This is a genomic window from Alteromonas sp. G4i13 (genome assembly GCF_054960505.1).
In genome coordinates this window covers 12,605-35,840 of sequence record NZ_JBHNYX010000029.1, presented here as the reverse complement: position 1 = coordinate 35,840, position 23,236 = coordinate 12,605, and the positions used below count along the sequence as shown (strand labels likewise).

General features: G+C 46.3%; 16 protein-coding genes. 13 read left to right on the top strand and 3 right to left on the bottom strand.

Features of this window, described 5'->3' with window-relative positions; translation table 11 throughout:
- Positions 1 to 71: 71 nt before the first annotated feature.
- The 4 genes from ahpF (at position 72) to ACFI6J_RS14440 (ending at position 6,132) form a co-directional block, all read left to right on the top strand.
- A complete protein-coding gene (gene ahpF, locus ACFI6J_RS14455) occupies positions 72 to 1,661 on the top strand; it encodes an alkyl hydroperoxide reductase subunit F (RefSeq protein ID WP_462586251.1) in 1,590 nt (529 codons plus the stop codon).
- A 267-nt stretch (positions 1,662 to 1,928) separates the two neighbouring features.
- On the top strand, positions 1,929 to 4,091 hold the full coding sequence (locus ACFI6J_RS14450) for a TonB-dependent siderophore receptor (protein WP_462586250.1): 2,163 nt from the start codon (positions 1,929 to 1,931) through the stop codon (positions 4,089 to 4,091).
- A gap of 9 nt (positions 4,092 to 4,100) precedes the next feature.
- Positions 4,101 to 4,637, top strand: a complete 537-nt coding sequence (locus ACFI6J_RS14445; protein ID WP_342341117.1) for a hypothetical protein — start codon at positions 4,101 to 4,103, stop codon at positions 4,635 to 4,637.
- Positions 4,638 to 4,647: 10 nt separating this feature from the next.
- Positions 4,648 to 6,132: a PepSY-associated TM helix domain-containing protein gene (locus tag ACFI6J_RS14440; protein WP_342341118.1), complete on the top strand. Its 1,485-nt coding sequence runs from the start codon at positions 4,648 to 4,650 to the stop codon at positions 6,130 to 6,132.
- A 313-nt stretch (positions 6,133 to 6,445) separates the two neighbouring features.
- Here ACFI6J_RS14440 and ACFI6J_RS14435 read toward each other — a convergent pair whose 3' ends face one another.
- On the bottom strand, positions 6,446 to 7,024 hold the full coding sequence (locus ACFI6J_RS14435) for a demethoxyubiquinone hydroxylase family protein (protein WP_462586249.1): 579 nt from the start codon (positions 7,022 to 7,024) through the stop codon (positions 6,446 to 6,448).
- Between the two features lie 205 nt (positions 7,025 to 7,229).
- Between ACFI6J_RS14435 and ACFI6J_RS14430 the strand changes: the two genes are divergently transcribed.
- The 3 genes from ACFI6J_RS14430 (at position 7,230) to ACFI6J_RS14420 (ending at position 10,637) form a co-directional block, all read left to right on the top strand.
- Positions 7,230 to 8,300, top strand: coding sequence for an SMP-30/gluconolactonase/LRE family protein (locus tag ACFI6J_RS14430; RefSeq protein WP_239257637.1), 1,071 nt, complete (start codon positions 7,230 to 7,232; stop codon positions 8,298 to 8,300).
- A 253-nt stretch (positions 8,301 to 8,553) separates the two neighbouring features.
- A complete protein-coding gene (locus tag ACFI6J_RS14425; RefSeq protein ID WP_462586248.1) occupies positions 8,554 to 10,218 on the top strand; it encodes a S41 family peptidase in 1,665 nt (554 codons plus the stop codon).
- Entirely contained in the window at positions 10,218 to 10,637 is a 420-nt protein-coding gene (locus tag ACFI6J_RS14420) for a hypothetical protein (RefSeq protein ID WP_462586247.1), read from the top strand. The genes ACFI6J_RS14425 and ACFI6J_RS14420 overlap by 1 nt, the downstream gene beginning before the upstream one ends.
- Positions 10,638 to 10,743: 106 nt before the next feature.
- Here the strand turns inward: ACFI6J_RS14420 and ACFI6J_RS14415 are convergent, their stop codons facing one another.
- Positions 10,744 to 13,086, bottom strand: coding sequence for a YgiQ family radical SAM protein (locus ACFI6J_RS14415; RefSeq protein WP_462586246.1), 2,343 nt, complete (start codon positions 13,084 to 13,086; stop codon positions 10,744 to 10,746).
- Between the two features lie 254 nt (positions 13,087 to 13,340).
- On the opposite strand from ACFI6J_RS14415, the gene ACFI6J_RS14410 reads away from it, so the two are divergent.
- Complete coding sequence (locus ACFI6J_RS14410) at positions 13,341 to 13,805, top strand: EVE domain-containing protein (protein ID WP_101566579.1); 465 nt, start codon at positions 13,341 to 13,343, stop codon at positions 13,803 to 13,805.
- Between the two features lie 139 nt (positions 13,806 to 13,944).
- On the opposite strand, the gene ACFI6J_RS14405 is transcribed toward ACFI6J_RS14410, so the two are convergent.
- Positions 13,945 to 14,355 carry a hypothetical protein gene (locus ACFI6J_RS14405; RefSeq protein ID WP_014976366.1) on the bottom strand — a complete coding sequence of 137 codons (411 nt, stop codon included), beginning with the start codon at positions 14,353 to 14,355 and terminating at the stop codon, positions 13,945 to 13,947.
- Between the two features lie 167 nt (positions 14,356 to 14,522).
- Between ACFI6J_RS14405 and ACFI6J_RS14400 the strand changes: the two genes are divergently transcribed.
- From ACFI6J_RS14400 to ACFI6J_RS14380, 5 genes are read left to right on the top strand one after another with little or no spacing between them, the layout of a single operon-like run.
- The gene (locus tag ACFI6J_RS14400) at positions 14,523 to 16,862 is read left to right on the top strand and encodes a TonB-dependent receptor (RefSeq protein WP_014979159.1); all 2,340 of its coding nucleotides are present in this window, start codon (positions 14,523 to 14,525) and stop codon (positions 16,860 to 16,862) included.
- Between the two features lie 15 nt (positions 16,863 to 16,877).
- Positions 16,878 to 19,031: an FAD-dependent oxidoreductase gene (locus ACFI6J_RS14395; RefSeq protein WP_014979160.1), complete on the top strand. Its 2,154-nt coding sequence runs from the start codon at positions 16,878 to 16,880 to the stop codon at positions 19,029 to 19,031.
- A gap of 5 nt (positions 19,032 to 19,036) precedes the next feature.
- Positions 19,037 to 20,026 carry a DUF547 domain-containing protein gene (locus ACFI6J_RS14390; RefSeq protein WP_014979161.1) on the top strand — a complete coding sequence of 330 codons (990 nt, stop codon included), beginning with the start codon at positions 19,037 to 19,039 and terminating at the stop codon, positions 20,024 to 20,026.
- Positions 20,013 to 21,416 carry an ABC transporter substrate-binding protein gene (locus ACFI6J_RS14385; protein ID WP_462586245.1) on the top strand — a complete coding sequence of 468 codons (1,404 nt, stop codon included), beginning with the start codon at positions 20,013 to 20,015 and terminating at the stop codon, positions 21,414 to 21,416. The genes ACFI6J_RS14390 and ACFI6J_RS14385 overlap by 14 nt, the downstream gene beginning before the upstream one ends.
- A complete protein-coding gene (locus tag ACFI6J_RS14380) occupies positions 21,416 to 23,215 on the top strand; it encodes an ABC transporter permease (RefSeq protein WP_462586244.1) in 1,800 nt (599 codons plus the stop codon). Before ACFI6J_RS14385 ends, ACFI6J_RS14380 begins: the two co-directional genes overlap by 1 nt.
- Positions 23,216 to 23,236: the final 21 nt, after the last annotated feature.

Genomic DNA, 23,236 nt, shown 5'->3' with positions numbered 1-23,236 from the left:
TTTCCGCTTATGTTGTTGACCCTTCAAAAGGTTGGCGGGGATCGGCGTGTCGAAAATAAGGCAGAATAACCGTGTTAACTAAAGAAATTTTACAAGCATTGAAATCATATGCAGAGTCAATGCAAAAAAACGTAACCTTTGTCGTACAGACCGGTGAACATAGCAAGCGTGAAGAGCTTGTGACGTTTCTGTCCGACATTGCTTCAGTAAGCGAAAAATTAAACGTAGAAGAGCGTGACACAAATGATGAGTTGCGCAGTGCAATCAGCTTTTTGTTGGAAGCTGACGGCGAAGATACGGGAATTCGTTTTTCTGGTATCCCTGGCGGTCACGAGTTTAACTCGCTTGTACTTGCCATGCTGCATGCAGCGGGTACTGAACTTAAGCTAGACGATAGCGTTAAGTCGATGGTGAAAGCGGTGAATGAACCACTTAATTTTGAAGTGTTCATTAGCTTAAGCTGTCACAACTGCCCTGAAGTCGTACAGGCACTTAATCAATTTGCTTTGATTAATCCTAACATCAAGACCGAAATGATCGACGGCGGGTTATATCAAAATCTAATTCAAGAGCGCGACATCCAAGGTGTTCCTAGCGTATACCTTAATGGCGAGCTATTCGCGAATGGTAAAGTTGATGCCTCTGTGCTTATCAACAAGTTAATTGAACGCGACCCTAGCCTTAAAGAAGCAAACAAAGGCGATGCGTTACCACTTCAAGACGTAACGGTTATCGGTGGTGGTCCAGCAGGCGTTGCTTCGGCGATTTACAGTGCCCGTAAAGGCCTTAAAGTTGCCATTGTTGCTGAAACTTTTGGCGGCCAAGTTAAAGATACCATGGGTATCGAGAACCTTATCTCAGTACCTAAAACAACGGGCCCTGAGCTTGTTGGTAACTTGATGGAGCACGTACGCGATTACGACATAACGCTTAAAGAGCACGTACGTGTTGATAGCATTGAGAAAGGCAACATTAAAACCATTACGCTTTCTTCTGGCGAACAGATCCGCACTCGTACGGTTATTGTTGCGACAGGCGCACGCTGGAGAGAACTTGGTGTTCCGGGCGAAAAAGAGAACATCGGTAATGGTGTTGCGTACTGCCCACACTGCGACGGCCCTTTCTTCAAAGGTAAAGACGTAGCGGTCATTGGCGGTGGTAACTCAGGTATTGAAGCAGCACTTGACCTTGCAGGCATTGTAAAATCGGTGACGGTATTTGAATTTATGCCAGAACTAAAAGCGGATAAGGTACTTATCGATCAAGCTCAAAAGCGCGATAATATTACCATTATCAAGAACGCGGCAACGCGCCAAATTACTGCTGAAAATGGCAAAGTAAACGCAATTGAATACCAAGATCGCTCAACTAACGAAGTGCACACCCGTGAACTTGCAGGTGTATTTGTTCAAATTGGACTTGTACCAAACAGTCAGTTTATGAAGGGCACGGTAGACATGACGCAGTATGGCGAAATTATTGTTGATACTAAGTGTCATACATCTGAGCCGGGTATATTTGCAGCCGGTGACGTAACAACAGTACCGTATAAGCAAATTGTTATTTCGATGGGCGAGGGCGCGAAAGCATCGCTTGCTGCATTTGAATACTTATTAAGCCATGAAGTAGTTGAGTCTGAACAGGAAAGTGAAGCGGCATAGTCATTAGCCTTTCACTTCTCATGAGAGTTAAAGCCGAGCTAACGCTGTTAGTTCGGCTTTTTTGTATGCGCGTATCTTTATGTTACTTAACAACCTCGGTTAACGCGTTTTCTGTTACTTATTAATGTTAATGTGAATGATACTGGTTATCATTTGTGTAAATTTTTGCTAAATTAGACGAAAGTACTAATGCAGCCTTCAGTTCACTTCATTCTTGTAATAGGTGAATTGATGGGTCTTAAAAATTAATAACAGAAAACACTCAACATGAATAAGAAATTACTCAGCTTGGCGGTAGCGGCTATCTTAGTGTCTCACGCACATGCTCAGGAAGATGAAAGTGGCGCTGGCTCAGCTATAGATAAGCGAGAAGCAACAGCGGAAAAAGCAGAAGCGAATGCAGTAGAAAAGATTGAAGTAGTGGGCATGCGTTCTCCGTTTGGCGCAACAAAAACAAATACACCCATTGTCGAACTCGCCCGTACAATTTCCATTGAAACCGCATTAGATTTAAAGCAAAAAGGTGTGTTAAATCTTTCTCAGTCTGCCACCTATATGGCGGGTGTGACGGGGGAGTCTTACGGATACGCCACCCGAGTCGATTCAATCTCTTCCAGAGGATTAAGTATTCCGCGCTATCGCGACTCAATTCAAGAGTTGTTTGGCAGCTATAATTCTACGCGAGCTGAAATTTACACAATGGAACAGGTTGAGCTGCTTAAGGGGCCTGCCTCTGTACTTTACGGTCAGGGCTCTCCCGGTGGCATAATGAACTATGTGTCAAAAACGCCGACGTTAGGCAAAGGAAGCGAAGTGGTGTTGTCCTACGGAAACTTCGACCGCGCGCAAGTTGGGGTGGATGTAAACGGCAGCCTGTCTGAAGATGATAAGTGGATGGGGCGTTTTGTTGGTATATATCGTAATGCTGACTCTCAGGTTGATTATGTTAGCGATGACACCCAAGTATTCATGCCGTCACTGTCCTTCATGCCTTCTGACGATACAACGCTAACGCTTATCGGGTTATTCCAAGATACTGATAGCGATACAGCAGCGCAGTTTATTCCTGTGGAAGGCACATTATTGCCTTTGGCTGACGGCACTTATTTACCCGACCAAGATGTTTACGCAGGTGAACCAGGGTTTAATAAATTTGATACTAAGTCGGACCAAGTTACTTTGCTTGGCGAGCACTTGATTAACGATACAACGTCACTTTCATTTACTGCCTTATGGCGAGATGGTGAGGCAGACTACCACCAAGCGTGGCCCACTTTTACGGGCGGTACTCGCTATCTAAACGCTTTTGTAGGGGCACCGGTCGCGCCTACCGATACCTTTGTGCCAAGAACGTTTTATCAAGCAGACAATACGTTTAATCAACACGCTTTTGATATTCGTGTAAACAAGGGCTTTGTAACAGGCGCTTTCGAACATGAATTATTAGCGGGTGTACAATATCAACATGTTAAGACTGACGCCAACTCTGCTTACTATGCTGGTGGTGGGGTATTACAAGGTGATTTTAGGTACATTCTGGACTTGGCTAACCCTGAGTACACAGGCGCACCAGAGCAAGCCATTTTCGACACAATCTACAACGATGCGCCTGAACAGACAGTCACGGACACGGGGTTATACCTGTCTGATCAAATTTCCTATGAAAACTGGCGGGTAACGCTAGGCCTACGTCACGACCGCGTTGATAATGATACGGGCGTAACTGAGCAGGATGACACGCAAACATCATACTCAGCTGGAATTTTGTATCGTTTTGACAACGGCATTTCTCCCTACCTTAGTTACGCTGAGTCGTTCGAGACGGTAGTGGGACTAGATAACAATAACAACCAGCTTAAGCCTGAAGAAGGTCGTCAATACGAGGCAGGGATTAAGTATGAACTCTCGTCAGTACCTGGTTTTATCACGCTGGCGTATTACGATATTGAAGTTTCAAACCTTCCTAATCCTAACGGATTACCAGACGAAGCGGCGCAACAGCAAGGCGTAACGACCATTGAAGGGATTGAGCTTGAAGGGCGCGTAGACTTTGGCCAGATAACAGCGCAGTTTGCGGCGTCGGTCTTGGATGCAGAAGATCCTAACGGTTTTTCGTTGTCAGCACAGCCAGACAGCAATTCATCCCTATGGGTAAATTATTCTCCACTTGAGCTTGAAGCGCTGACGGTAGGAGCTGGTATTCGCTACGTGGGAGAATCAGTTTCTGAGAATGGTATCATCAGATACGACACGCCTAGCTACACCCTTGGTGACCTGATGGTGTCGTACGAGCTAGCAGATAATTTGAATTTGCAGCTGAATGTAAGAAATGTGACCGATAAAAAATATCTCACGTCTTGCTTATTCAGAGGTGACTGTTTCCCTGGTGTACGCAGAACAGTGAACGCGTCGCTAACCTATTCGTTTTAAGGATTTATCATGCTTTCAGTTGCAGCGGGTGGTTTAACACTTGCAGCCTTAGGTGTTATTTATAAAAGTTGGCGCGCTCAAGCGTCAACGTATCTTTATTTGGGTCTTGTCGTATGGCTAGTTGCAGCAGTGTGCTGGTCTTATGCTCAGGGGTGGGAGTTTGGCGTGCTGTATGTGCTGTGTATCCCTTCCATTTTAGTGTGGCCTTTTATTGCGTTTAACCAAACGCATTTGCCTCAGCCAAAAAATGTACCTCAGCCGAGGAGCTTTGATTTCTCGCGACGTACAGTTCTAGGGAACATCGCAAACTACATCGTGGTGCTGGTTGTTTTATTGGTTGTGAGCGTGTTATTGACGCTAGGACTATGTGCGCTACTTCCATTCTCAATAGCAGGGAAGTTGGCTACAGGTATCGTGCTGTTGCCAATTTTTTGGGGTCTTATTGTTTATCACTACCTTGCTACCGCCCACAAAATTAAAGTTGTTGTTGCTTACGCAGTTTTGGCTGCGCTTTGCCTACCAATACTTATTTTCTTCCCCATGTAGGTGAATATCGATGGATAAAATAACAAAACAAAATGCATTAAATGCACATACTTGGGTAGGCGTTTTTCTAAGTGTACTTCTCTTTTTGGTGTGCTTATCTGGGACCGTTGCGGTTTTTCACTTAGAGTTTGAAAGGTGGGAACAGCCGCATATTGAAGAAATGAAGAATGTTTCTCCTGATGTTGTTGAAAAGGCGATGGACACCTTTTTGGCTCAGAATACGCAGGAGTCTCACCATCTTTATGTGGTTTTCCCTACATCAGATATCCCTCGGTTGGTGGTAGAAAACGATCATGCTGCTTACTTTGCCGACAGTGAAGGTAACTTATTAGAGCAAGAAAGCGTGTCTTTTACCGAAATGCTCGTGAACTTGCACTTGTATCTCAATTTGCCACAAAGTTGGGGAATGATTTTGGTCAGCGCTTTGGGCGCTATCATCTGTACTCTTGTCGTCACTGGAATTATTGCTCACAAACGAATAGCAAAAGATGCTTTTAAACTTCGACGGGGTGGCAACGGTCAGCAAGCACAAATTGATTTGCACAACCGTTTTGGACTATGGGCAGCGCCTTTTCATTTAGTTATAGGTATAACAGGCGCATATTTTGGTATGGCAGGGATCATTTTGGTGGTTGTTGCCTCACTAAATTACGAAGGCGATCGCGACGCGGTTATCCAGAAAATCTTTACGCCAGACCCTGTATTAGCGCCACAGGAAGGTAAACCGGCTATTGGTAGGGCGTTTGCACAAATGGAAACGCTAGCGCCAGAAAAGTCGCCAATATTTTTAACGGTACACGAAGTCGGTGAACCAGAGCAGTTCATCGAAATATATGCCAAGGCACCCAATAGAATGATCTACGCAGAAGGCTATCGATTCGATACGGCGGGTAACTTTATCGGTGTGGCCGGCTATGAATTCGGTGAATGGGGTAAGCAGTTGGTATGGGCGATGTACCGTTTGCACTTCGGTGACTTCGCCGGCCTTACCAGCAAATGGCTGTACTTTGTTCTTGGTGTAATGCTGACCATGCTTTGCGTGTCGGGTATGGAGATTTGGCTGTCTAAGAAGGCGCATCCGCCGTTAGCAAGCAGGCTTTGGTACAGCACGGTGTGGGGTAGTGTGAGTGCACTCGCATTAACTGCTGTAGCAGATATGTTTTTTACAGGCTCGCTCATCGCCGTTTTTTGGTGCCTTATGCTACTTAATACCGGTATTACAGTGGGAGTTAAATCACTCACAAAGCCGATATGGTTGCTTATATCAGGCCTAAGCGTAATGGTGTTACTCATAGCCTATGCGGCTGTGCACCAAAGCGCGACGCTATCGGTTGCGTCACTTCAGCTTAATATACCTATGGTGGTGTACGTGGTGTGGAGTGTTTATCGTGCTAATACGCTGATTAAGCGAGCTAAAAATGCAGAAACACAGATTGAAGCCGACGCGAGTAACAGCGCGCCTCAATCAGCGCAAGAAAAAAGAGTGAATGCGTAAATCTTATCGTAACTATTAGGGGCTCACAGGAAGCCCCTTAGTTACGCTTCTTTCTTTTCCACGTACCGCCATACATATAGCCATTGCTGGCCTTTGCTCGTTCTTGACAAGCTTTGCATACTATACGCCACGTGTCTTCATCACCACATCGAATACGAAACTGTGTGTTGGCATTGATACCGCAGTTGTCACAGGGTTTTGGTAGCCGAACTCTGTCCTTTTTTCCCACTCTAAAAGCGTCTCTTTTTTTTCAATTAATAAATTCTCTGATGCCTATTTTTTATCACAGGTCACTGCGCATAAGCTCGAAAACTTAAATCACTTTTGCGATTGCAACGGCAATAGAAGAGCCTTTTTCAACGGCTGCGCCCCATAATTTCATTAATAACGACGGCCTTTTTGTCATTAGGAACAGCGCTTCATCTCTGTGATGTTGTTCATCTGCTTGGCATTGTCTAAACCGATTTATAACGTTTGAAGGGGGGATGGCTAACGCAGAAATGCGCTTACATTGTTCTTCGTAATGCGAATCTACGAACTGCTCTACTCGGTAAATGGTGTAGTAAAAGCAACTTATACCGCAAAGTCTTGGAATAAAGCCGGTGATAAACCCAGAAGCTATCCATACAGGTAAAATAAAACTTCCCCTGAAAAGCGGCATTTCGTTTTCAAAGACGGCGAGGTGTCGTCTTTCCGTTTTAAGGTGCTCATGTATGAAGGGTTGTGCCTCGTTGTTTGTGCCAGAAAAATTAACCAGTTTTAAAACACATTCGGCAAATAGAGCACCACGGTATATCCAAACGGCTCCCGTCTCTCCCGCGTGGCTCGCACGTAGTTCTTTGTCTACTTGCTTAGCGTGATTATCTCCGAGTGTTTTTGCATAAAATGGCATGACGTACCTCTGTAGCATTTTATAAACAAACGATCTGAAGGGGGGAATGGATGCTACCTAACGAATTTGTAATGCATATTCAAATATGCGCTATTTAGAAAGCTCTGGATGATAGTGTTCTATTTATAAACGAAAGCAGAGTATCGGAGGGTTGCTTGCTATGCTTGATAGATACACAACATGCGTTGCTTGCAGGAGAGCATAAATGAAGGTATTCGGTGGCGTTGTCATTCTTGTCATAGGGTATTTACTATTGTGGCCAGTTCCCATTGCGCCAATAGGCTGGCAAGCACCGAGCAGTAGCGGATTTTCGGGGGAGTTTGCGGAAAACAACCGTCTGGCAGATCTTTCGCTTATTGAATTAGGCGCAGATAAAGGGCCGGAGGATTTTGCGATAAACGTTGCGGGAACTATTGCAACCGCTACTCATTCTGGTGCGGTATTACTCAAGAAAAAAGGTGAGGCAGCATTTACTCCATGGATTAACACTGGTGGACGCCCGCTCGGTATCGAGTTTGATACCAACGGCAACTTATTAATCGCCGATGCACATCGCGGATTGCTAATTGCAGACCCTGAAGGTGAGCTAACGGTATTGGTTAACCAAGTAGAAAACACTAAAGTTGTATATGCGGACGATGTGGATGTTGCCGACAACGGCAATATTTACTTCACTGACGCAACCACCAAGTTCTCCGCCAAAGAGTATGGGGGAACGCTGCAAGCGAGCCTGCTAGAAATTTTGGAACATAGAGGCAATGGCAGGCTTATAGAGTACGACCCAGTACGTAGAACGAGTAATGTACTGATGGATGGTTTGGTTTTTGCGAATGGTGTCGCAATAAGCCATGATCAAAATTCAGTGTTGGTCAACGAAACCGGTAAATATCGCGTGTTGCGCTATTGGCTAGTTGGGCCAAAACAGGGTCAAGTAGAGGTCGTGATTGATAATTTGCCGGGATTCCCAGACAACATCAGTCAGGCAAATAGCGGCGCGTACTTTCTGGGTCTTGCTTCGCCTCGCTCCGCTCCCGTTGACGCTCTATCTGACAAGCCTTTCATTCGTAAAATTGTACAGCGTCTGCCACAGTTCATGCGCCCACAAGGTCAAGCATACGGGCACCTTGTTAAAATAAGCGAAAGCGGAGAGGTTTTACAAAGTTATCAAGACCCTAGTGGTGCATTTCCCTTTGTTACAGGCGCAATACAGACAGATGAAGGTGTATATGTGAGTAGCTTAACTGCACGGTCGGTAGGTGTGTTGCAGTTAAACTAGAGACGATAATAAGCATATTGTTACGGCAGAATAAGTAGTTTTCTTTTCTACCGCGATAGAGCGATACGCGTCACGAATGAAACTTACTCATCAACTCTGCAACACGTTTTCTTACATTTCGAAACATTTTAAACTTTTGTTATGTAGTTACGCTTAGAAGGATATGTCACTATCGGCTATGCTAATAAAAGTTGTTTTTAGCACAAGTTTAGTAGTTTTGGGCTAGCCGTTTTAAAAGGATATTTTCTAAATCATGAAAGCGTATACGTATTCTTCTGTTGCACTTGCAGTCACGATTTCTCTTCTAGCTGGATGTGGAGGCGGCTCAGGCTCGTCTAATACCCCTCCTGTGGTGACAACGCCTACCACGCCAACGACACCTGTAACAACAGAGCCAGAATGGGAAGCGGGGGTGTATGAACCGCAATCTCAATATCTAGCGAAATGTGAGACTCCTAGAAGCGGTATTGATCCTTTTACTAATAGGGCTTACCCAGATACACAAGGTACCGCCATGGATGAAAAGCTGTGGCTACGTACTTGGACTAATGACACTTACTTGTGGTACGACGATGTAGATGACAATGACCCTGCAAATTTCTCAGTGTTGGGATATTTTGATCAGCTTAAAACCAATGAGCTAACGCCAAGCGGTACGCCAAAAGATAACTTCCACTTTTCACAGGACACTGCCGAATATAACGAACTGTCTCAATCGGGGATTTCATCGGGCTATGGGTTTGATTGGGAATTTGGTTCAACAACCGTGCCGAGAGAACTAACAGTGCGATTCACTGAGCCGGGTTCACCTGCAGCTACTGCTGGCGTGCCTCGCGGTGCGACCCTTTCGCGTATAAACGGCGTCGACTTTGTCAATGACAACACGCAGCAGGGCGTCAACGCGATTAATGCTGCGCTGTTTCCGGAAGACGCAGGTACGGTTACAAGCTTTGAGTTTGTGCAGGTTGATGGTTCAACTCTCTCAGTAGACATCACCTCCGGCGATATCAGCGTAACGCCGGTTCAAAACGCAAAGGTACTCGATACCGAAAACGGCAAAACGGGCTACTTCCAATTCAATACCTTTATCGTTACCGCGCAAGAAGGATTAATTGATGCGTTCGATATGTTTGTTGAAGAAAATGTGACCGAGCTCGTTATTGACCTTCGCTACAACGGCGGAGGACGTTTGGCGCTAGCTTCACAGCTTTCCTATATGATAGCGGGTCCGAACCAAACCAATAACGCAACCTTTGAAACATTGCGTTTTAACGATAAAAACCCAAACACCAACCCTGTCACCGGAGAGACCATTCGTCCAACACCGTTTTACCGCAATGTTATTGACTATAACGCAGGGCAACTTACCGACACGCTTCTGCCTAGCCTTTCGCTGACGAAGGTTTACGTTTTAGCCACGGGCGCGACATGTTCAGCAAGTGAAGCGGTAATGAATGCACTTCGTGGTATTGATGTAGAAGTAGTGCAAATTGGCTCTACTACTTGTGGTAAGCCGTATGGGTTCTACCCAACAGACAATTGTGGTGAGACTTACTTTACTATCCAGTTCCAAGGGGTGAATAACAAAGGGTTTGGTGATTATGCTGATGGTTTCATGCCTACCACCACGCCTAATTTCGATTTTGAGTTGCCGGGGTGTGAAGTTGAAGATGACTTTACCGCAAGCTTGGGTGATCCAAATGAAGGGATGCTGTCAGCTGCATTGGAATATGCTGCTACAGGCTCATGTCCCGAAGTTGTCACGTCAAACGGCGTGGCGGATGTCAAAGCACTGCGCAGTAACCAAAGTGCGTTAGGGGACGAAAAGCTCATTCCTATCGACAAGCCTGAACAACGCAAAGAGAACTTTATTTTACACAACAAAATAAATCAGCCTGTTATTCAGGAGCGCAAGTAATGTCGCTTCTTAATAAAAAAGGAAAACTGCTAAAAGGAAGACTGCTAGCAGCACCTCTCGCCATACTTTTGCTCTCGGCGAGCGGATGCGCGACAACGCAGGAGGCTGAGTTACACGAGGCAGTAACCAAATCCATTAGTGTGAGTCAAAAGCAAGCTATTGAAAGTAAGATCAGCAACTGGTTTGGTGGTCTAAACATAACGATAGCCGAGGATGCATTCAGTAAAACCGCGAGCATTACGATTGAGCGTAAAGCAAAGGTAGATGGCAGGGGATTACCTTTTGACGGAAGGCACGACAACCCTGTTTATAGCTTTACGCTGCTAAGTGATGGTGAACAGTGCGTGTTGCGTAACGACCAAAGTGGGGAACTTACCAAGCTTGAAAATGTGACCTGTTATATAGTGGACGAGGCATAAGTCGGGATAAATCGACGAAAGCGCAATGTCATCGTTGACAATAGGCCTTAAAAAAACGCCCAGAGTCTACAAGCTCTGGGCGTTTTTGTTTCTATCGTTTGTGCTGCTATCGTTTGTGCATACTTGGCTGCTTTTGCGTACGGCCGCGGCTGTTGCCACTACTATTATTTCCTTTCGAAGCGTTGCCTCTGTTCTTATTCCCGCCGGTGTCGTTACGCTGCTGTGCTGTGTTACCACGAGCTTGCTTGTTAGCGTTGGAATTACGTCGGCTCTTATTTACGCCGTTACCGCCTTTGCTGCTCTTGCCCTGAAAGGTAGGAGGAAGCCCAGTATGTTTGGTCAGTGCGCGTTCACCACGACGGCCTTTTTGCGCTTTTTGGCGTTTTTCATCTGCCGTTTCTGGCGGAACAAGGTGCTGAGGACCACGGCCTATTAAGTCTTCACGCCCCATACGCGTAAGGGCTTCGCGAATTTGCGCAAAGTTTTTCGGGTCGTGATAACGCAGCATCGCCTTGTGTAATCGACGGTGAATTTCACCTTTTGCAGAAGGCACCTCTTCACTGTCTTTAGTGACTTTGCGAAGGGAATTTACCTCGGTATGGTACATGGTGGTAGCCGTTGCCATTGGCGACGGATAGAAGTTTTGTACCTGATCGAGCTTAAATTTGTTTTCTTTAAGCCAAATCGCAAGGCTTAGCATGTCTTCGTCGGTGGTACCCGGGTGCGATGCAATAAAGTAAGGAATTAAGTACTGCTTTTTACCTGCTTCTTGTGAGTACTTATCAAATAGCTCTTTGAAGCGGTAGTAGCTGCCCATGCCCGGTTTCATCATTTTTGAAAGTGGGCCATCTTCGGTGTGTTCTGGAGCGATCTTTAAGTAGCCGCCTACGTGGTGAAGAGCCAGTTCTTTCACGTATTCCGGGTCTTCTACCGCTAGGTCGTAACGCACGCCTGAAGCAATCAATATCTTTTTAATTCCAGGCAACTCACGAGCACGGCGGTATAAATCGATAGTTGGCTTATGGTCCGTGTCCATGTGCGCACAAATGCTAGGGTACACACAAGAAGGGCGACGACATGTTGCTTCTGCTTTAGGGCTCTTACAACGCAGGCGATACATGTTCGCCGTCGGGCCGCCTAAGTCTGAAATAACACCAGTGAAGCCCGGTACAGTATCGCGTATTTGTTCTATTTCTCGAATAATAGAGTCTTCAGAACGGCTTTGAATAATACGCCCTTCGTGTTCAGTAATAGAGCAGAAGGTACAGCCGCCGTAGCATCCGCGCATAATATTAATACTGAAGCGGATCATATCGTATGCAGGAATTTTTGCATCGCCATACACAGGGTGAGGCACACGCTGATAGGGTAAATCGAATACCGCGTCCATCTCTTCGGTTTCAAGCGGCATGGCCGGTGGGTTAATCCAAATGTGTCTGTCGCCGTGGCGCTGCATTAGCGCACGCGCACAACCTGGATTGGTTTCTTGGTGCAAAATACGAGAGGTATGTGCGTATAACACCTTGTTGTCTTTCACCGTCTCGTACGCAGGTAGCTTAACGTACACGTTTTCCCAAGGCTTACGCTTTTCTTTCTCTTTTTGCGCAGGCTGAATCACAATGGGGGCGGCTTCTGGCGCTTCACTGCTTTTGGCGTCTTTATCCTGCGAATCGCACTCGGGCTCCATCTGGTAGGGGCTTGGAATGGCGTCTATCTTGCCCGGCCTGTCTAGAGAGGTCGAGTCAACACCTTGCCACTCTGGTAAGGCTTCTTTAACGATAATCGCAGTACCGCGAATGTCTCGCAAATCGGCAATATCTTCACCTGCCGCTAAGCGATGAGTGACTTCAACAAGAGGACGTTCGGCGTTACCGAAAAAGAGCATATCCGCTTTGGAATCGAACAGTACAGAGCGGCGTACTTTTTCACTCCAATAGTCGTAGTGCGCAATGCGACGTAAGCTGGCTTCTATGCCACCAACAATAACAGGCACACCTTTAAACGCTTCACGGCAGCGCTGTGAATACACGGTAACCGCACGATCAGGGCGCTTGCCACCTACATTGCCTGGCGTGTAAGCGTCATCGTGACGAAGCTTTTTGTCAGACGTGTAACGGTTGATCATAGAGTCCATATTGCCGGCTGTTACGCCGAAATACAGGTTGGGTTTACCCAACTTCATGAAATCGTCTTTGCTGGTCCAGTCTGGCTGAGAAATAATACCCACGCGAAAACCGTGCGCTTCAAGTACTCTGCCAATCACCGCCATACCAAAACTAGGGTGATCTACATACGCATCGCCCGTTACCAAAATAACGTCACAGCTGTCCCAGCCAAGGGCATCCATTTCTTCCTTCGACATGGGAAGAAATGGCGCAGTACCCAGGCAGTGTGGCCAATATTTAGGGTAAGAAAACAGACCGCGATCGGCCTTAATGGTGGCTTGCATAGTAATCACATCTAGATAAATCAGAGAGTTGCTGAGCTTAAATTAAGCTAAAGCTCAGAATAAGTGCGTAATTATAACAGTGTTGGCCAAGCTAAGGTATAGCACTGTCATTAAATTAAAGAGCTTTGTATACTCACTTAAATCAACAAGCTGTAAAGCTAGCCATGAGCGCATTTTTTTATAAGCGCTTCAAATGCCCGCATTTAGCGAATGACAGGCTTGTCTATTTACAACGAAGAGAATTAACGACGACTATGGCGTATTGGCTATTTAAAACAGAACCTGATGCATTTTCAATCGATGACTTGGCAAATCGCCCAGAACAAACGGAACCGTGGGACGGCGTAAGAAATTACCAGGCGCGTAACTTTTTACGAGACGGCGTTAAACGGGGTGACAAAGTATTTATCTATCATTCAAGTTGCAAGCTGGTCGGCATTGCAGGTGTTGCTGAAGTGGTAAGAGACGGCTACCCGGACACTACGCAGTTTAACCCTGAATCAAAATACTACGATCCTAAATCAAGTCAGGATAACCCCCGCTGGTATCGCGTTGACGTGAAATTTGTAGAGAAATTTTCAAGCGTTCTGCCGCTTTCAGTGATTAAAACGATGGACGGTATTAATGAACTGCCATTGGTCAAAAAAGGTGGAAGACTGTCAATCATGCCTGTAGAAGAGGCTGAATGGCAGCAACTGTATGCTGCTGCCAAACAGTAAGTTAAATGCTAAAAAGCGTAGCCGTCATATCTTGTTAGCTTGCTAAAGAATAAATATAAGGACTATCGCTATGCGCTAACTTTCTAGCGTGCGGTGTATCTAGCGGTATTATCTAGCGTGATTAGCTAACGAATAGCTGCTACTTGCCAAAGGCAAATTTAGTATCGGCATCGCGCAATAGGAAAAGTGCAAAGCACGCGCCCCACATTGGCCATGCAGCAAAAAACAGTAGGTGATTAAAGGCATCTAGATACTGCGGGAATGAAGACAGGGTAGACCCACCGTGAAGGATAAAAATAAGACCGTAGGTGTATTTTTTCGCAAGTCCCGCTAAGAATGCCAAAACCAGCGCAAGCTGCAGTGCGCCCATAACGTAAACGGCCATTTCAGGCACGCCGCCGATACCATAGAACTTTTCAAAAATGGCCATGCCGTGGGCTGGGTTAACAAACTTATCGAGTGTCCATACGAACATAACGATAAATATTGTTACGCGAAGAGAAAGTAGCGACCATTGTAGTCGGTTTTGAATATCGGTGTTGTTTTGCATACATGCTCCAAAAGTATAATAGTGCAAGCATACTAGAACGACCGTTCAAAATAAAAATTTCAATTAATTTTGTGTTTTTTAATATTTTTTTGAAAATTAAATGTACTGAAATTTTTTGTGACGCGTATCGGTCTTGTCGAACAAGAATTAAAAATACGGATCTGTTAATGAAAAAAGTAATCGGCCTAGCCGTTAGCACACTCGCACTTGCAATCAGTCAATCGCTCTATGCCCAGCAAGCGGCAGATATTGAAGTGGTTGAGGTAACCGGAAACCAGCAGAGTTTAGATACGCTAAATCCTGGTGATAATACACTTAAAGGCATTTTCGGTAGCGGTTTAAGTGCAGCTGAGACACCTAGAGCGGTGACGTCACTGTCGGCACAAGCGATAGAGGCACTTAACATTAACGATTTACACGACATCGTAAAAGCGGCGCCCAACGCGTACGCCTCTAGCGGCTTTGGCACGCCAAGCCTGCCCAGTATACGCGGCCAATTAGGTGAGCTTTTTCAAGATGGTATTAGACGTCAAGCGGGCAACAATGGCTTTGGTTTGCCTTTGTCGTTCAATAGCGTTGAGCAAATTGACGTGGTGAAAGGGCCGTCGCCAGTGTTGTTTGGTAGTACGCAGCGCAACGGTGGCTTTGTAAACCTTCAAACAAAGGTTGCGCCTACTACAGAAAGCAAGGGGAAAGTCACCCTTCGCGCCGGGCGCTGGGATCAGTATTCAGCGCAAGTGGATTACGGCACAGCTATAGAAGAAGGTAAAAGTGGTATTCGCTTTAGTGCAGAGTACTTAGACCATGGCAGTTTCTACGATTTTGCCGAGCGCGATAGCACGAACCTTTTTGTAGCCTATCGCTATACGCCAAGCGATGTACTGACGTGGGATATCAGCGCGGAGTATTATGACACAGACTATCCAGACAACGCAGGTATCAACCGCCCAACGCAAGACCTTATCGATAACGGTATTTATATTACTGGGCAAGGCACTCAGCCGAATGGCAGTACAGTACCGGGGGCAGGTGCTATCATTTCTCCTACCGGAGAAGTGGTTATTCCTCGCAACCGCGTATTCACAAATCCTGACGACATTAACGGTGCTGAAACTACGGTTATTCGAAGCAGTGTCGAATACAAAATGACTGATAACGTGGCGCTTCGCAACATTACATATTATCAATATCTTGAACGTGAAGAAATAGCGCAAAATAGCTTTGTTGAGATCATTGACGGGGCTGACACGTTCGAAAACCGCACTGAGCTAGATTATAAGTGGAACGACAGCCAAACCACGACTGTAGGGTTAGCGCTACGTTACAACGACGTGTTGGGCTATAGCCAGTTTACCACTGAGGCCGATAATCCGATTGATTTAACCGGGCCTATCTCAAACCGCGTTATTCCGCTTACCGATGCCCAAAAAGCCCGATTAGTTGAGCTGCGTCCTGGCGTATATGTTTCACCGGGGGCGCAGTACGACGTAGACGGCGATGGTAACGGCGATTTTAATTTATCAGACACCACCGACTCTACCGCATGGCAAACAGGCCTGGCGCTTCAGCAGCGCTCGACGTGGACCGATAAATTTTCAACGATTGCTGGCGTACGTGTTGATTACTATGACGTAGACGCGCGTGACCCACTAGCGCCGATTGGTGTTGAAGCAGCTTCAGATTCGTACAGCGATACATTAACCAGCTACCAGTTAAGTGCAGTGTACAAATTAACGGGTGATGTAAATGTTTACGCGGCGTTTTCAGAAAACGACGCAACATCGAACAGCATGGCGGGTGGAACGGTGTTAGGCGGTAATAACGAGATTAACCCGCTTAACTTTGCTACTGAAAATACGCTGTACGAAGTGGGTGTAAAATATGCGCCAAACAGCAGCTGGTATGCAGAGGCCGCTGTGTTTGACCAGACCCGAAGCCTACGTAACCGTGATGGCAGTAACAGTGGTGTGAAAACGCAAGGTTTCGAACTACAAATGTTCTATCAAGCAGACGATGTTTGGATCAATGCCGCGTATAGCTACTTAGACGCGCGTTTTGATGATTCAGCGGCGTTTCAAGGTACGGCGCAGGTTATTGATGCGTTTGATAATAGTCGTCCTGATATTATTGAAGGTACAGGAGTAGGATCACCTTCTTTTGCCGCGTTCCCTGCATCAGACAGTCGCGTTCAGGGGATCCCGCCACAAATTGCTTCTATTAACGCTGGCTGGCAAATTACGGATGACCTGCAAGTGGGGGCAAGTGCGCTCTATACCAAGTCATTCCCACTAGACTTTCTGCAAACGGTGCATATTCGCGACCAATATACGGTTGATGTAAATGCAGACTATCAAGTAACAGATGACCTTCGATTGCGTTTAGATATCATTAATGTGACCGATGAAGAAAACTGGCAGCCGCTGTTTGAAGGTGGGTATTTCGGTGCGACACTTGTCATGCCAAACGTACCTCGTCACGCTCAAGTTACCATGCAATACGCGTTTTAAGCGCTAAGGATATTTATGTTTAAGAAAATAGCGCTTTTAGGGGTTATTGTTGCCGCCATATTTAGCTTTTTTTATTTTGATTTAAATAGCTATCTAACCCTTCAAGGTATGAAGGATTCACTCGATACGTTTCAATCGCAGATTGCTCAAAACCCGGTATTAAGTATAGGTGTGTTCTTTGCCATTTATGTTGCCGTAACTGCACTTTCTTTGCCGGGTGCGGCTATTTTGACCCTGGCAGCAGGGGCTTTGTTTGGCCTGGTTCAAGGCTTAGTTATTGTATCGTTTGCCTCGAGCGTAGGGGCAACGCTGGCGTTCTTAGTTTCACGCTTCATATTGCGCGACACCGTGCGAAATAAGTTTAAAGAAAAGCTTAAAAAGATTGATGAGGGCGTGGAAAAGCAAGGTGCGTTTTACTTATTTACCCTGCGCCTAGTGCCAGTATTCCCGTTCTTCCTAATCAACCTGTTGATGGGGTTAACGTCGCTTAAAACCTGGACATTCTACTGGGTAAGCCAAGTGGGCATGCTTGCGGGCACCGCGGTATATGTAAATGCGGGTACTCAACTTGCCCAAATAGACAGTTTGTCTGGCATTGTCTCACCTGGGCTTATCTTTTCATTTGTACTTTTAGGCATATTCCCTTGGATAGCTAAAGCTATCGTAGCAGTGGTCAATCGCCGTCGCGTCTACAAAGGCTACAGCAAGCCAAAGAAGTTTGATCGCAACTTAGTGGTTATTGGAGCGGGTGCAGGTGGTTTGGTTACCAGCTATATTGCTGCTGCGGTGAAAGCAAAAGTCACGCTGGTAGAAGCCGGCGAAATGGGCGGCGACTGTCTCAACTACGGCTGCGTACCGAGCAAAGCCATTATAAAAACGGCAAAAGTGGCCAATCAAATGCGTCATGCTGATAACTATGGTTTAGAGCCGGTAACACCCGCTATGTCGTTTAAAAGGGTGATGGCACGTGTGCACGAAGTGATTGCGGCAATCGCGCCTAATGACAGTGTAGAGCGTTACACTAGCTTGGGTGTTGATGTTGTAAAAGGCTATGCGAAAATTATCGACCCTTGGACAGTTGAAATAAAAAAGAACGATGGCGGTACCCAAACACTAACCACAAAAAATATTGTGGTTGCTACAGGTGCAGCACCATTTATTCCCGAATTACCAGGCATTGAGCAAAGCGGCTATGTCACCTCTGATACCTTGTGGACCAAGTTTGCTGAACTTGAAGACGCGCCAAAACGTTTAATCGTATTAGGTGGCGGACCTATTGGTTGTGAGCTCGCCCAAGCCTTTTCACGCCTTGGCAGTGACGTAACGCAAGTTGAGCGTGCTCCGCGTTTAATGGGCCGAGAAGATGCGGATGTGGCGGAGTATGCTGAGTCTGTGCTTAGAGAGAGCGGCGTAAACGTATTGACGTCCCATGATGCGCTTCGCTTTGAACAACAAGACGGTGAAAAAGTACTGGTTGTAGCGAAAGAGGGTGTTGAATCTACTATAGCCTACGACGAAGTCATTGTGGCTGTGGGACGAAAAGCCCGTTTACATGGTTTTGGTCTGGAAGACCTAGGTATTCAATTTGATAGAACAATTGAAACAGACGAATACTTGCAAACCCTGATGCCTAATATCTTTGCCGCTGGCGATGTAGTAGGGCCTTATCAATTTACCCACGTGGCCGCCCACCAGGCATGGTACGCTGCAGTCAACGCACTTTTCGGCACGTTTAAAAAATTCAAAGTTGATTATCGCGTTATCCCATGGACAACCTTCATCGATCCGGAAGTAGCGCGCGTGGGCATTAACGAGCGTGACGCTGGCGAGCAAGACATTGACGTTGAAGTAACGCGATACGAGTTTGCAGAGTTAGATCGTGCTGTTGCGGAAAGTGCCAGAAAAGGGTTTATTAAAGTACTCACGCCACCGGGTAAAGACAAGATACTGGGCGTTACTATCGTTTCGGAACACGCAGGAGACTTACTGGCTGAGTTTGTTATTGCGATAAAGCACGATCTAGGGTTAAACAAGATCCTTGGCACTATCCACGCTTACCCAACATGGGCTGAAGGCGCAAAGTATGCAGCAGGGAATTGGAAGCGCGCAAACGCGCCTGAAAAATTGCTCAGCTATGTAGAGAAATTCCACACGTGGCGCAGAGGATAGTTAATGTGAAAAAAGCATTAGCGGTGACAAAAGCAGTTGCGGTGAAAAACGCATTGGTGATGGCGAGCGAACAAGTAATGACAAGAGTAATCGCGATGTCCAGACGAATCACTATTAGAAAATTTGGTCGATTGGCAGTAAGCAGCATCATGCTGCTTGCTGCAAGCGTAAGCTTTTCTGCTCTCTCTGATGAAGCGGTGCCAAAGCAATTGAACAGGATACACGAACCGTTTAGTGCGTTGCTAAGCGAGCATGTGAAAACCATAGACAATGGTGCCAGCACGCAAGTTGATTACCATGGGTTTAAACAAGATAGGGAACGTTTAACTCAGTATTTAAATAGCTTAGCTAAGGTAGAAAAAAGTACCTTTGACGGCTGGAGCAGGGCCGACCAACTGGCATTTCTCATAAATGCTTACAATGCCTACACCGTTGACCTTATTCTTACCGAATACCCTAAGATTGAGTCTATTCGCGATTTAGGCGGTTTCTTCTCGTCGCCATGGAAAAAAGAAATTGCGCCGCTACTTGGTAAAACCCGTACGCTGGATGAAATAGAGCACGAACTTATTCGTGGACAAAACAAAACCACGGAAGGATATAACGAGCCTCGAATTCATTTTGCCGTAAACTGTGCCAGTATTGGTTGCCCTGCGCTGCGAGAAGAAGCGTATGTTGGCGCAAGGCTAGATAGCCAGCTTGACGCACAAACCAAGCGTTTTTTAGCCGATACGTCTCGCAACAGAATGGACGGTAACACCTTGAAGCTTTCAAAAATACTCGACTGGTACAGCGAAGATTTTGAAAAAAACACCAATCGGAAAAGTGAAAGTTGGCAAGACATTAAAAACGTAAACACGGAAAATCTCAGCCAATTTTTGCTGTTATACAAGGATGCATTAAACCTATCGAGTCAGCAGATTTCAGTGCTTGAGCAAGATAACGCAGAGTTAGAATTCTTAGATTACGACTGGGCACTCAATGCCACGCAATAGCGCTTCAGTTAGCACGAAAGCGGCTTGTTTACGCCGCTTTGGCAAGTTTAGTCGCCTCATTAAGGGGCTGGCACTGGCGTCAGCTGTTTTCAGTTCTCAGCTAATTACGGCTTCGCATTCATTTGCGGTGCCGTTTGATATTGCCAGTGTTGATGGTTCTATTGTTGATGTTTCTGGCAATGAAATACAGAGCCAGCATCAATCGCCAACACGTGCGTCAACGGTGCTCAAGCGCACCTCAGCGCAATCGCCTAAAGACGACACACAAAGCAAACCTCTGGTACGTTTTCATGCATGGGGGGGAAGCGCTCAAGTGAATGGTTATTTGCAATGGGTAGCGGCGCAAGTTAGCCAGCGTTTTAACATTGAACTGCAGCACGTTAAGCTTGCTGATACCAGTGACGCCGTGTCACGCGTATTAGCAGAAAAAGCGGCCGGTAATCACGATAACGGCAGCGTAGATTTAATATGGATAAATGGCGAAAACTTTGCGGCAATGAAAAAGCATGGCTTGCTCTCTAAAGACTGGGTTAAAGAACTTGATTATTTCGCGCTAACCCGCCCGGAAAAGAACTCTGCCATGGTAACCGATTTTGGCGAACCCACGCTTGGTATGGAAGCGCCGTGGGGTAAGGCGTCGATGGTGTTTTATTATCGTAGCGCGCACATGAAAGCGTTAGGCACTGCACCTCCGCAAACCATTAATGAACTGCTTCGGTTCTCTCAAAAAGCGCCAGGACGCTTCACTTATCCAGTGCCGAGCGATTATTTAGGCATTAGCTTTATAAAATACGCAGCAATTGCACTTAACGGCGATAAGCAGTCTTTGTTTTACCTACCTGTTACCGAATCGTCTCTTCAGGCTGTATTGCCCGCACTTTGGGCTTATTTGGACCAATTGCATCCCACTATGTGGCAGCAAGGTGAGTATATGCTTCGCCAAGCCTCACAACTTCAACGCTTGGTTGGCACAGGTGAGTTAACACTCGCGTTTTCATTTACCGCCGCTGAAATTCCATCAGCGGTAAATCGCTTTGATCTACCCGACGATGTTCGCACCTATGCCATGCAAGACGGTAGCCTTGCTAATGTCCATTTTGTGGGGCTGACCTACAATTCGAAAAACAAAACAGCAGCAAAGCCAGTAGTAAATTTTTTGCTTTCGCCAGAAGCTCAGGCCGAGAAGCAAAAGCTGACGGTGTGGGGCGATGATACGGTTCTTGATATGGCATCGCTGACACAAGCACAAGCGATGCTGTTTAAAGACGAGTCTGTGCACAAATCTGCCCTCGACAAATCACAGTCAGCGGTGCTGTTAGCAGAACCCCATGCAAGCTGGACTGATAAATTGCGCGAAGCCTGGTATGAACGTTACGGGGCACGCTACTAATGTTTACTCACATTACACTTGTTGCACGCTGGTGCTTGCTGCTTTTACTTTGTATTCCCGTATTGGCAGGGCTGGTAGGGGTAATATTTCCTGCGTTAGGTTATTTCCCAGCTATCGGCGCAAACGCCTTTTCAACGCAAGTGTTTGCTACGCTATTCGACCTCCCAGATATTTGGCAAATGATGTGGTTGTCGCTTTTTACGGGCGTAGGCTCAACCCTTTTAGCCGTAATAGCAGCGTTTTGTATTCTCGCCACGTTTTACCAATCTTCCCTGCTAGGAAAAATTCAGGGTGTGTTAAGCCCGTTTCTGGTGTTTCCCCACGCGGCTGCGGCCATTTCCCTTTTATTTGTAGTTAGCCCTTCTGGTATATTTGCAGCAACTACCACGCGCTTGAATGCGTATTTTAGTCATGCTTTCACAACCCCCTTTGTTAATGAAATCAGCGAAATGGCATTGCCCGCTGCGAATGATGGAACGCTACTTTATGACGGTCTAGGACTAAGTATACTTATCGCGCTTAGCCTGAAAGAGCTGCCGTTTATTTTGTTAATGACGCTAAGCGTTATGTCTCAGCCGCTGGTGAAAAAGAAACTCACAGGGTATGTAAAGGTGGGGACAGCGTTAGGTTATTCGCCTACTGCGAGCTTTTTTAAACTGGTGCTGCCGACAATTTTTTCCCAGATAAAGTTACCGCTTTTAGCAGTACTAGTTTTCGCCACTTCAAATGTAGAAATTCCACTTATTCTAGGCCCAAATAACCCGAGCACTTTGGCTGTCGCCATTATGCACTGGTTTAATCATATTGATTTGTCCATGCGACTGCTTGCAAGTAGCGCTGCTGTGGTTCAAGTGGCAGTATCAGCGGTGGCGGTAGTATTGTTTTTGGGGATAGAGCGATTAGTGGCATACACCGGTAAGCGCAGCCTTTCAGGTGGAAATCGATATTTTGCAGATACTGCGCTACGCGCATGTGGTTTTACCGTTATGGCAGTTTACATCATCTTGATCTGCGCGGTGGTATACACGGTTGTTGTGTACTCCTTTGCTAAGCAATGGCATTTCCCGCTGTTATTGCCAGAGGGGCTAACACTACTGCACTGGAGTACGGCAACAAGTGCGCTGACAACACCGCTTATTAATACCTTATTACTTGGCGTGCTGGTGAGTACAAATTCATTGGTACTTGTTTTATTTACCCTGGAAAGCGAGCAGTTAAAGCCAGCGCGTGTTGTTGCTTCGAATGCATTTTCTGTCTCTCTATTTTTGCCACTATTGGTACCTGGCGTTGCTTTTCTATATGGTCTGGTCTGGTTCCAGCAGCTTGTTTTTCAAAACGCCGTATGGTTTCACACCTATATAGCGCACATGGTTTATGTTGTGCCTTACGTGTTTTTATCGATGGCTGTGGCGTATAGGAAGTTCGACAACCGATACGCCATGGTGGCGCAGAGCTTGGGCAAAACGCCGTGGCAGGTGTTTTATCATGTTAAGCTGCCTTCGTTGTTCAGCGCCATTATGGTGGCATGGGCGTTGGGGCTGGCGATTAGTTTTAGCCAGTATTTACCTACCTTGCTGGCGTCTGGCGGGACGCTCCCTACTGTTACTACCGAGGCTGTAGCGTCGGTATCGGGGAGCAGTACGCGACTTACTGCGGTGTATGTCATTATTCAAGCGGTAATGCCGTTAATTGGCTTTATGATCGCTTGGTACATGCCTGCAATTGCAACGAGAAGACGAAGTAGGCAAATGCTGGTATCAGATACTCACAGCAATCGTTCCGCAGACCCGGTGCAGTAAAAGCGCATGGCTAACATAAGA

Bases quoted from the DNA above. Each gene is read 5' to 3' on its own strand.
- ACFI6J_RS14440 (WP_342341118.1), top strand. From the start codon at position 4,648: ATGGATAAAATAACAAAACAAAATGCATTAAATGCACATACTTGGGTA.
- ACFI6J_RS14435 (WP_462586249.1), bottom strand. From the start codon at position 7,024: ATGCCATTTTATGCAAAAACACTCGGAGATAATCACGCTAAGCAAGTA.
- ACFI6J_RS14445 (WP_342341117.1), top strand. From the start codon at position 4,101: ATGCTTTCAGTTGCAGCGGGTGGTTTAACACTTGCAGCCTTAGGTGTT.
- ACFI6J_RS14450 (WP_462586250.1), top strand. From the start codon at position 1,929: ATGAATAAGAAATTACTCAGCTTGGCGGTAGCGGCTATCTTAGTGTCT.
- ACFI6J_RS14420 (WP_462586247.1), top strand. From the start codon at position 10,218: ATGTCGCTTCTTAATAAAAAAGGAAAACTGCTAAAAGGAAGACTGCTA.
- ACFI6J_RS14385 (WP_462586245.1), top strand. From the start codon at position 20,013: ATGCCACGCAATAGCGCTTCAGTTAGCACGAAAGCGGCTTGTTTACGC.
- ACFI6J_RS14380 (WP_462586244.1), top strand. From the start codon at position 21,416: ATGTTTACTCACATTACACTTGTTGCACGCTGGTGCTTGCTGCTTTTA.
- ACFI6J_RS14430 (WP_239257637.1), top strand. From the start codon at position 7,230: ATGAAGGTATTCGGTGGCGTTGTCATTCTTGTCATAGGGTATTTACTA.
- ACFI6J_RS14400 (WP_014979159.1), top strand. From the start codon at position 14,523: ATGAAAAAAGTAATCGGCCTAGCCGTTAGCACACTCGCACTTGCAATC.
- ACFI6J_RS14405 (WP_014976366.1), bottom strand. From the start codon at position 14,355: ATGCAAAACAACACCGATATTCAAAACCGACTACAATGGTCGCTACTT.
- ACFI6J_RS14415 (WP_462586246.1), bottom strand. From the start codon at position 13,086: ATGCAAGCCACCATTAAGGCCGATCGCGGTCTGTTTTCTTACCCTAAA.
- ACFI6J_RS14395 (WP_014979160.1), top strand. From the start codon at position 16,878: ATGTTTAAGAAAATAGCGCTTTTAGGGGTTATTGTTGCCGCCATATTT.
- ACFI6J_RS14410 (WP_101566579.1), top strand. From the start codon at position 13,341: ATGGCGTATTGGCTATTTAAAACAGAACCTGATGCATTTTCAATCGAT.
- ACFI6J_RS14425 (WP_462586248.1), top strand. From the start codon at position 8,554: ATGAAAGCGTATACGTATTCTTCTGTTGCACTTGCAGTCACGATTTCT.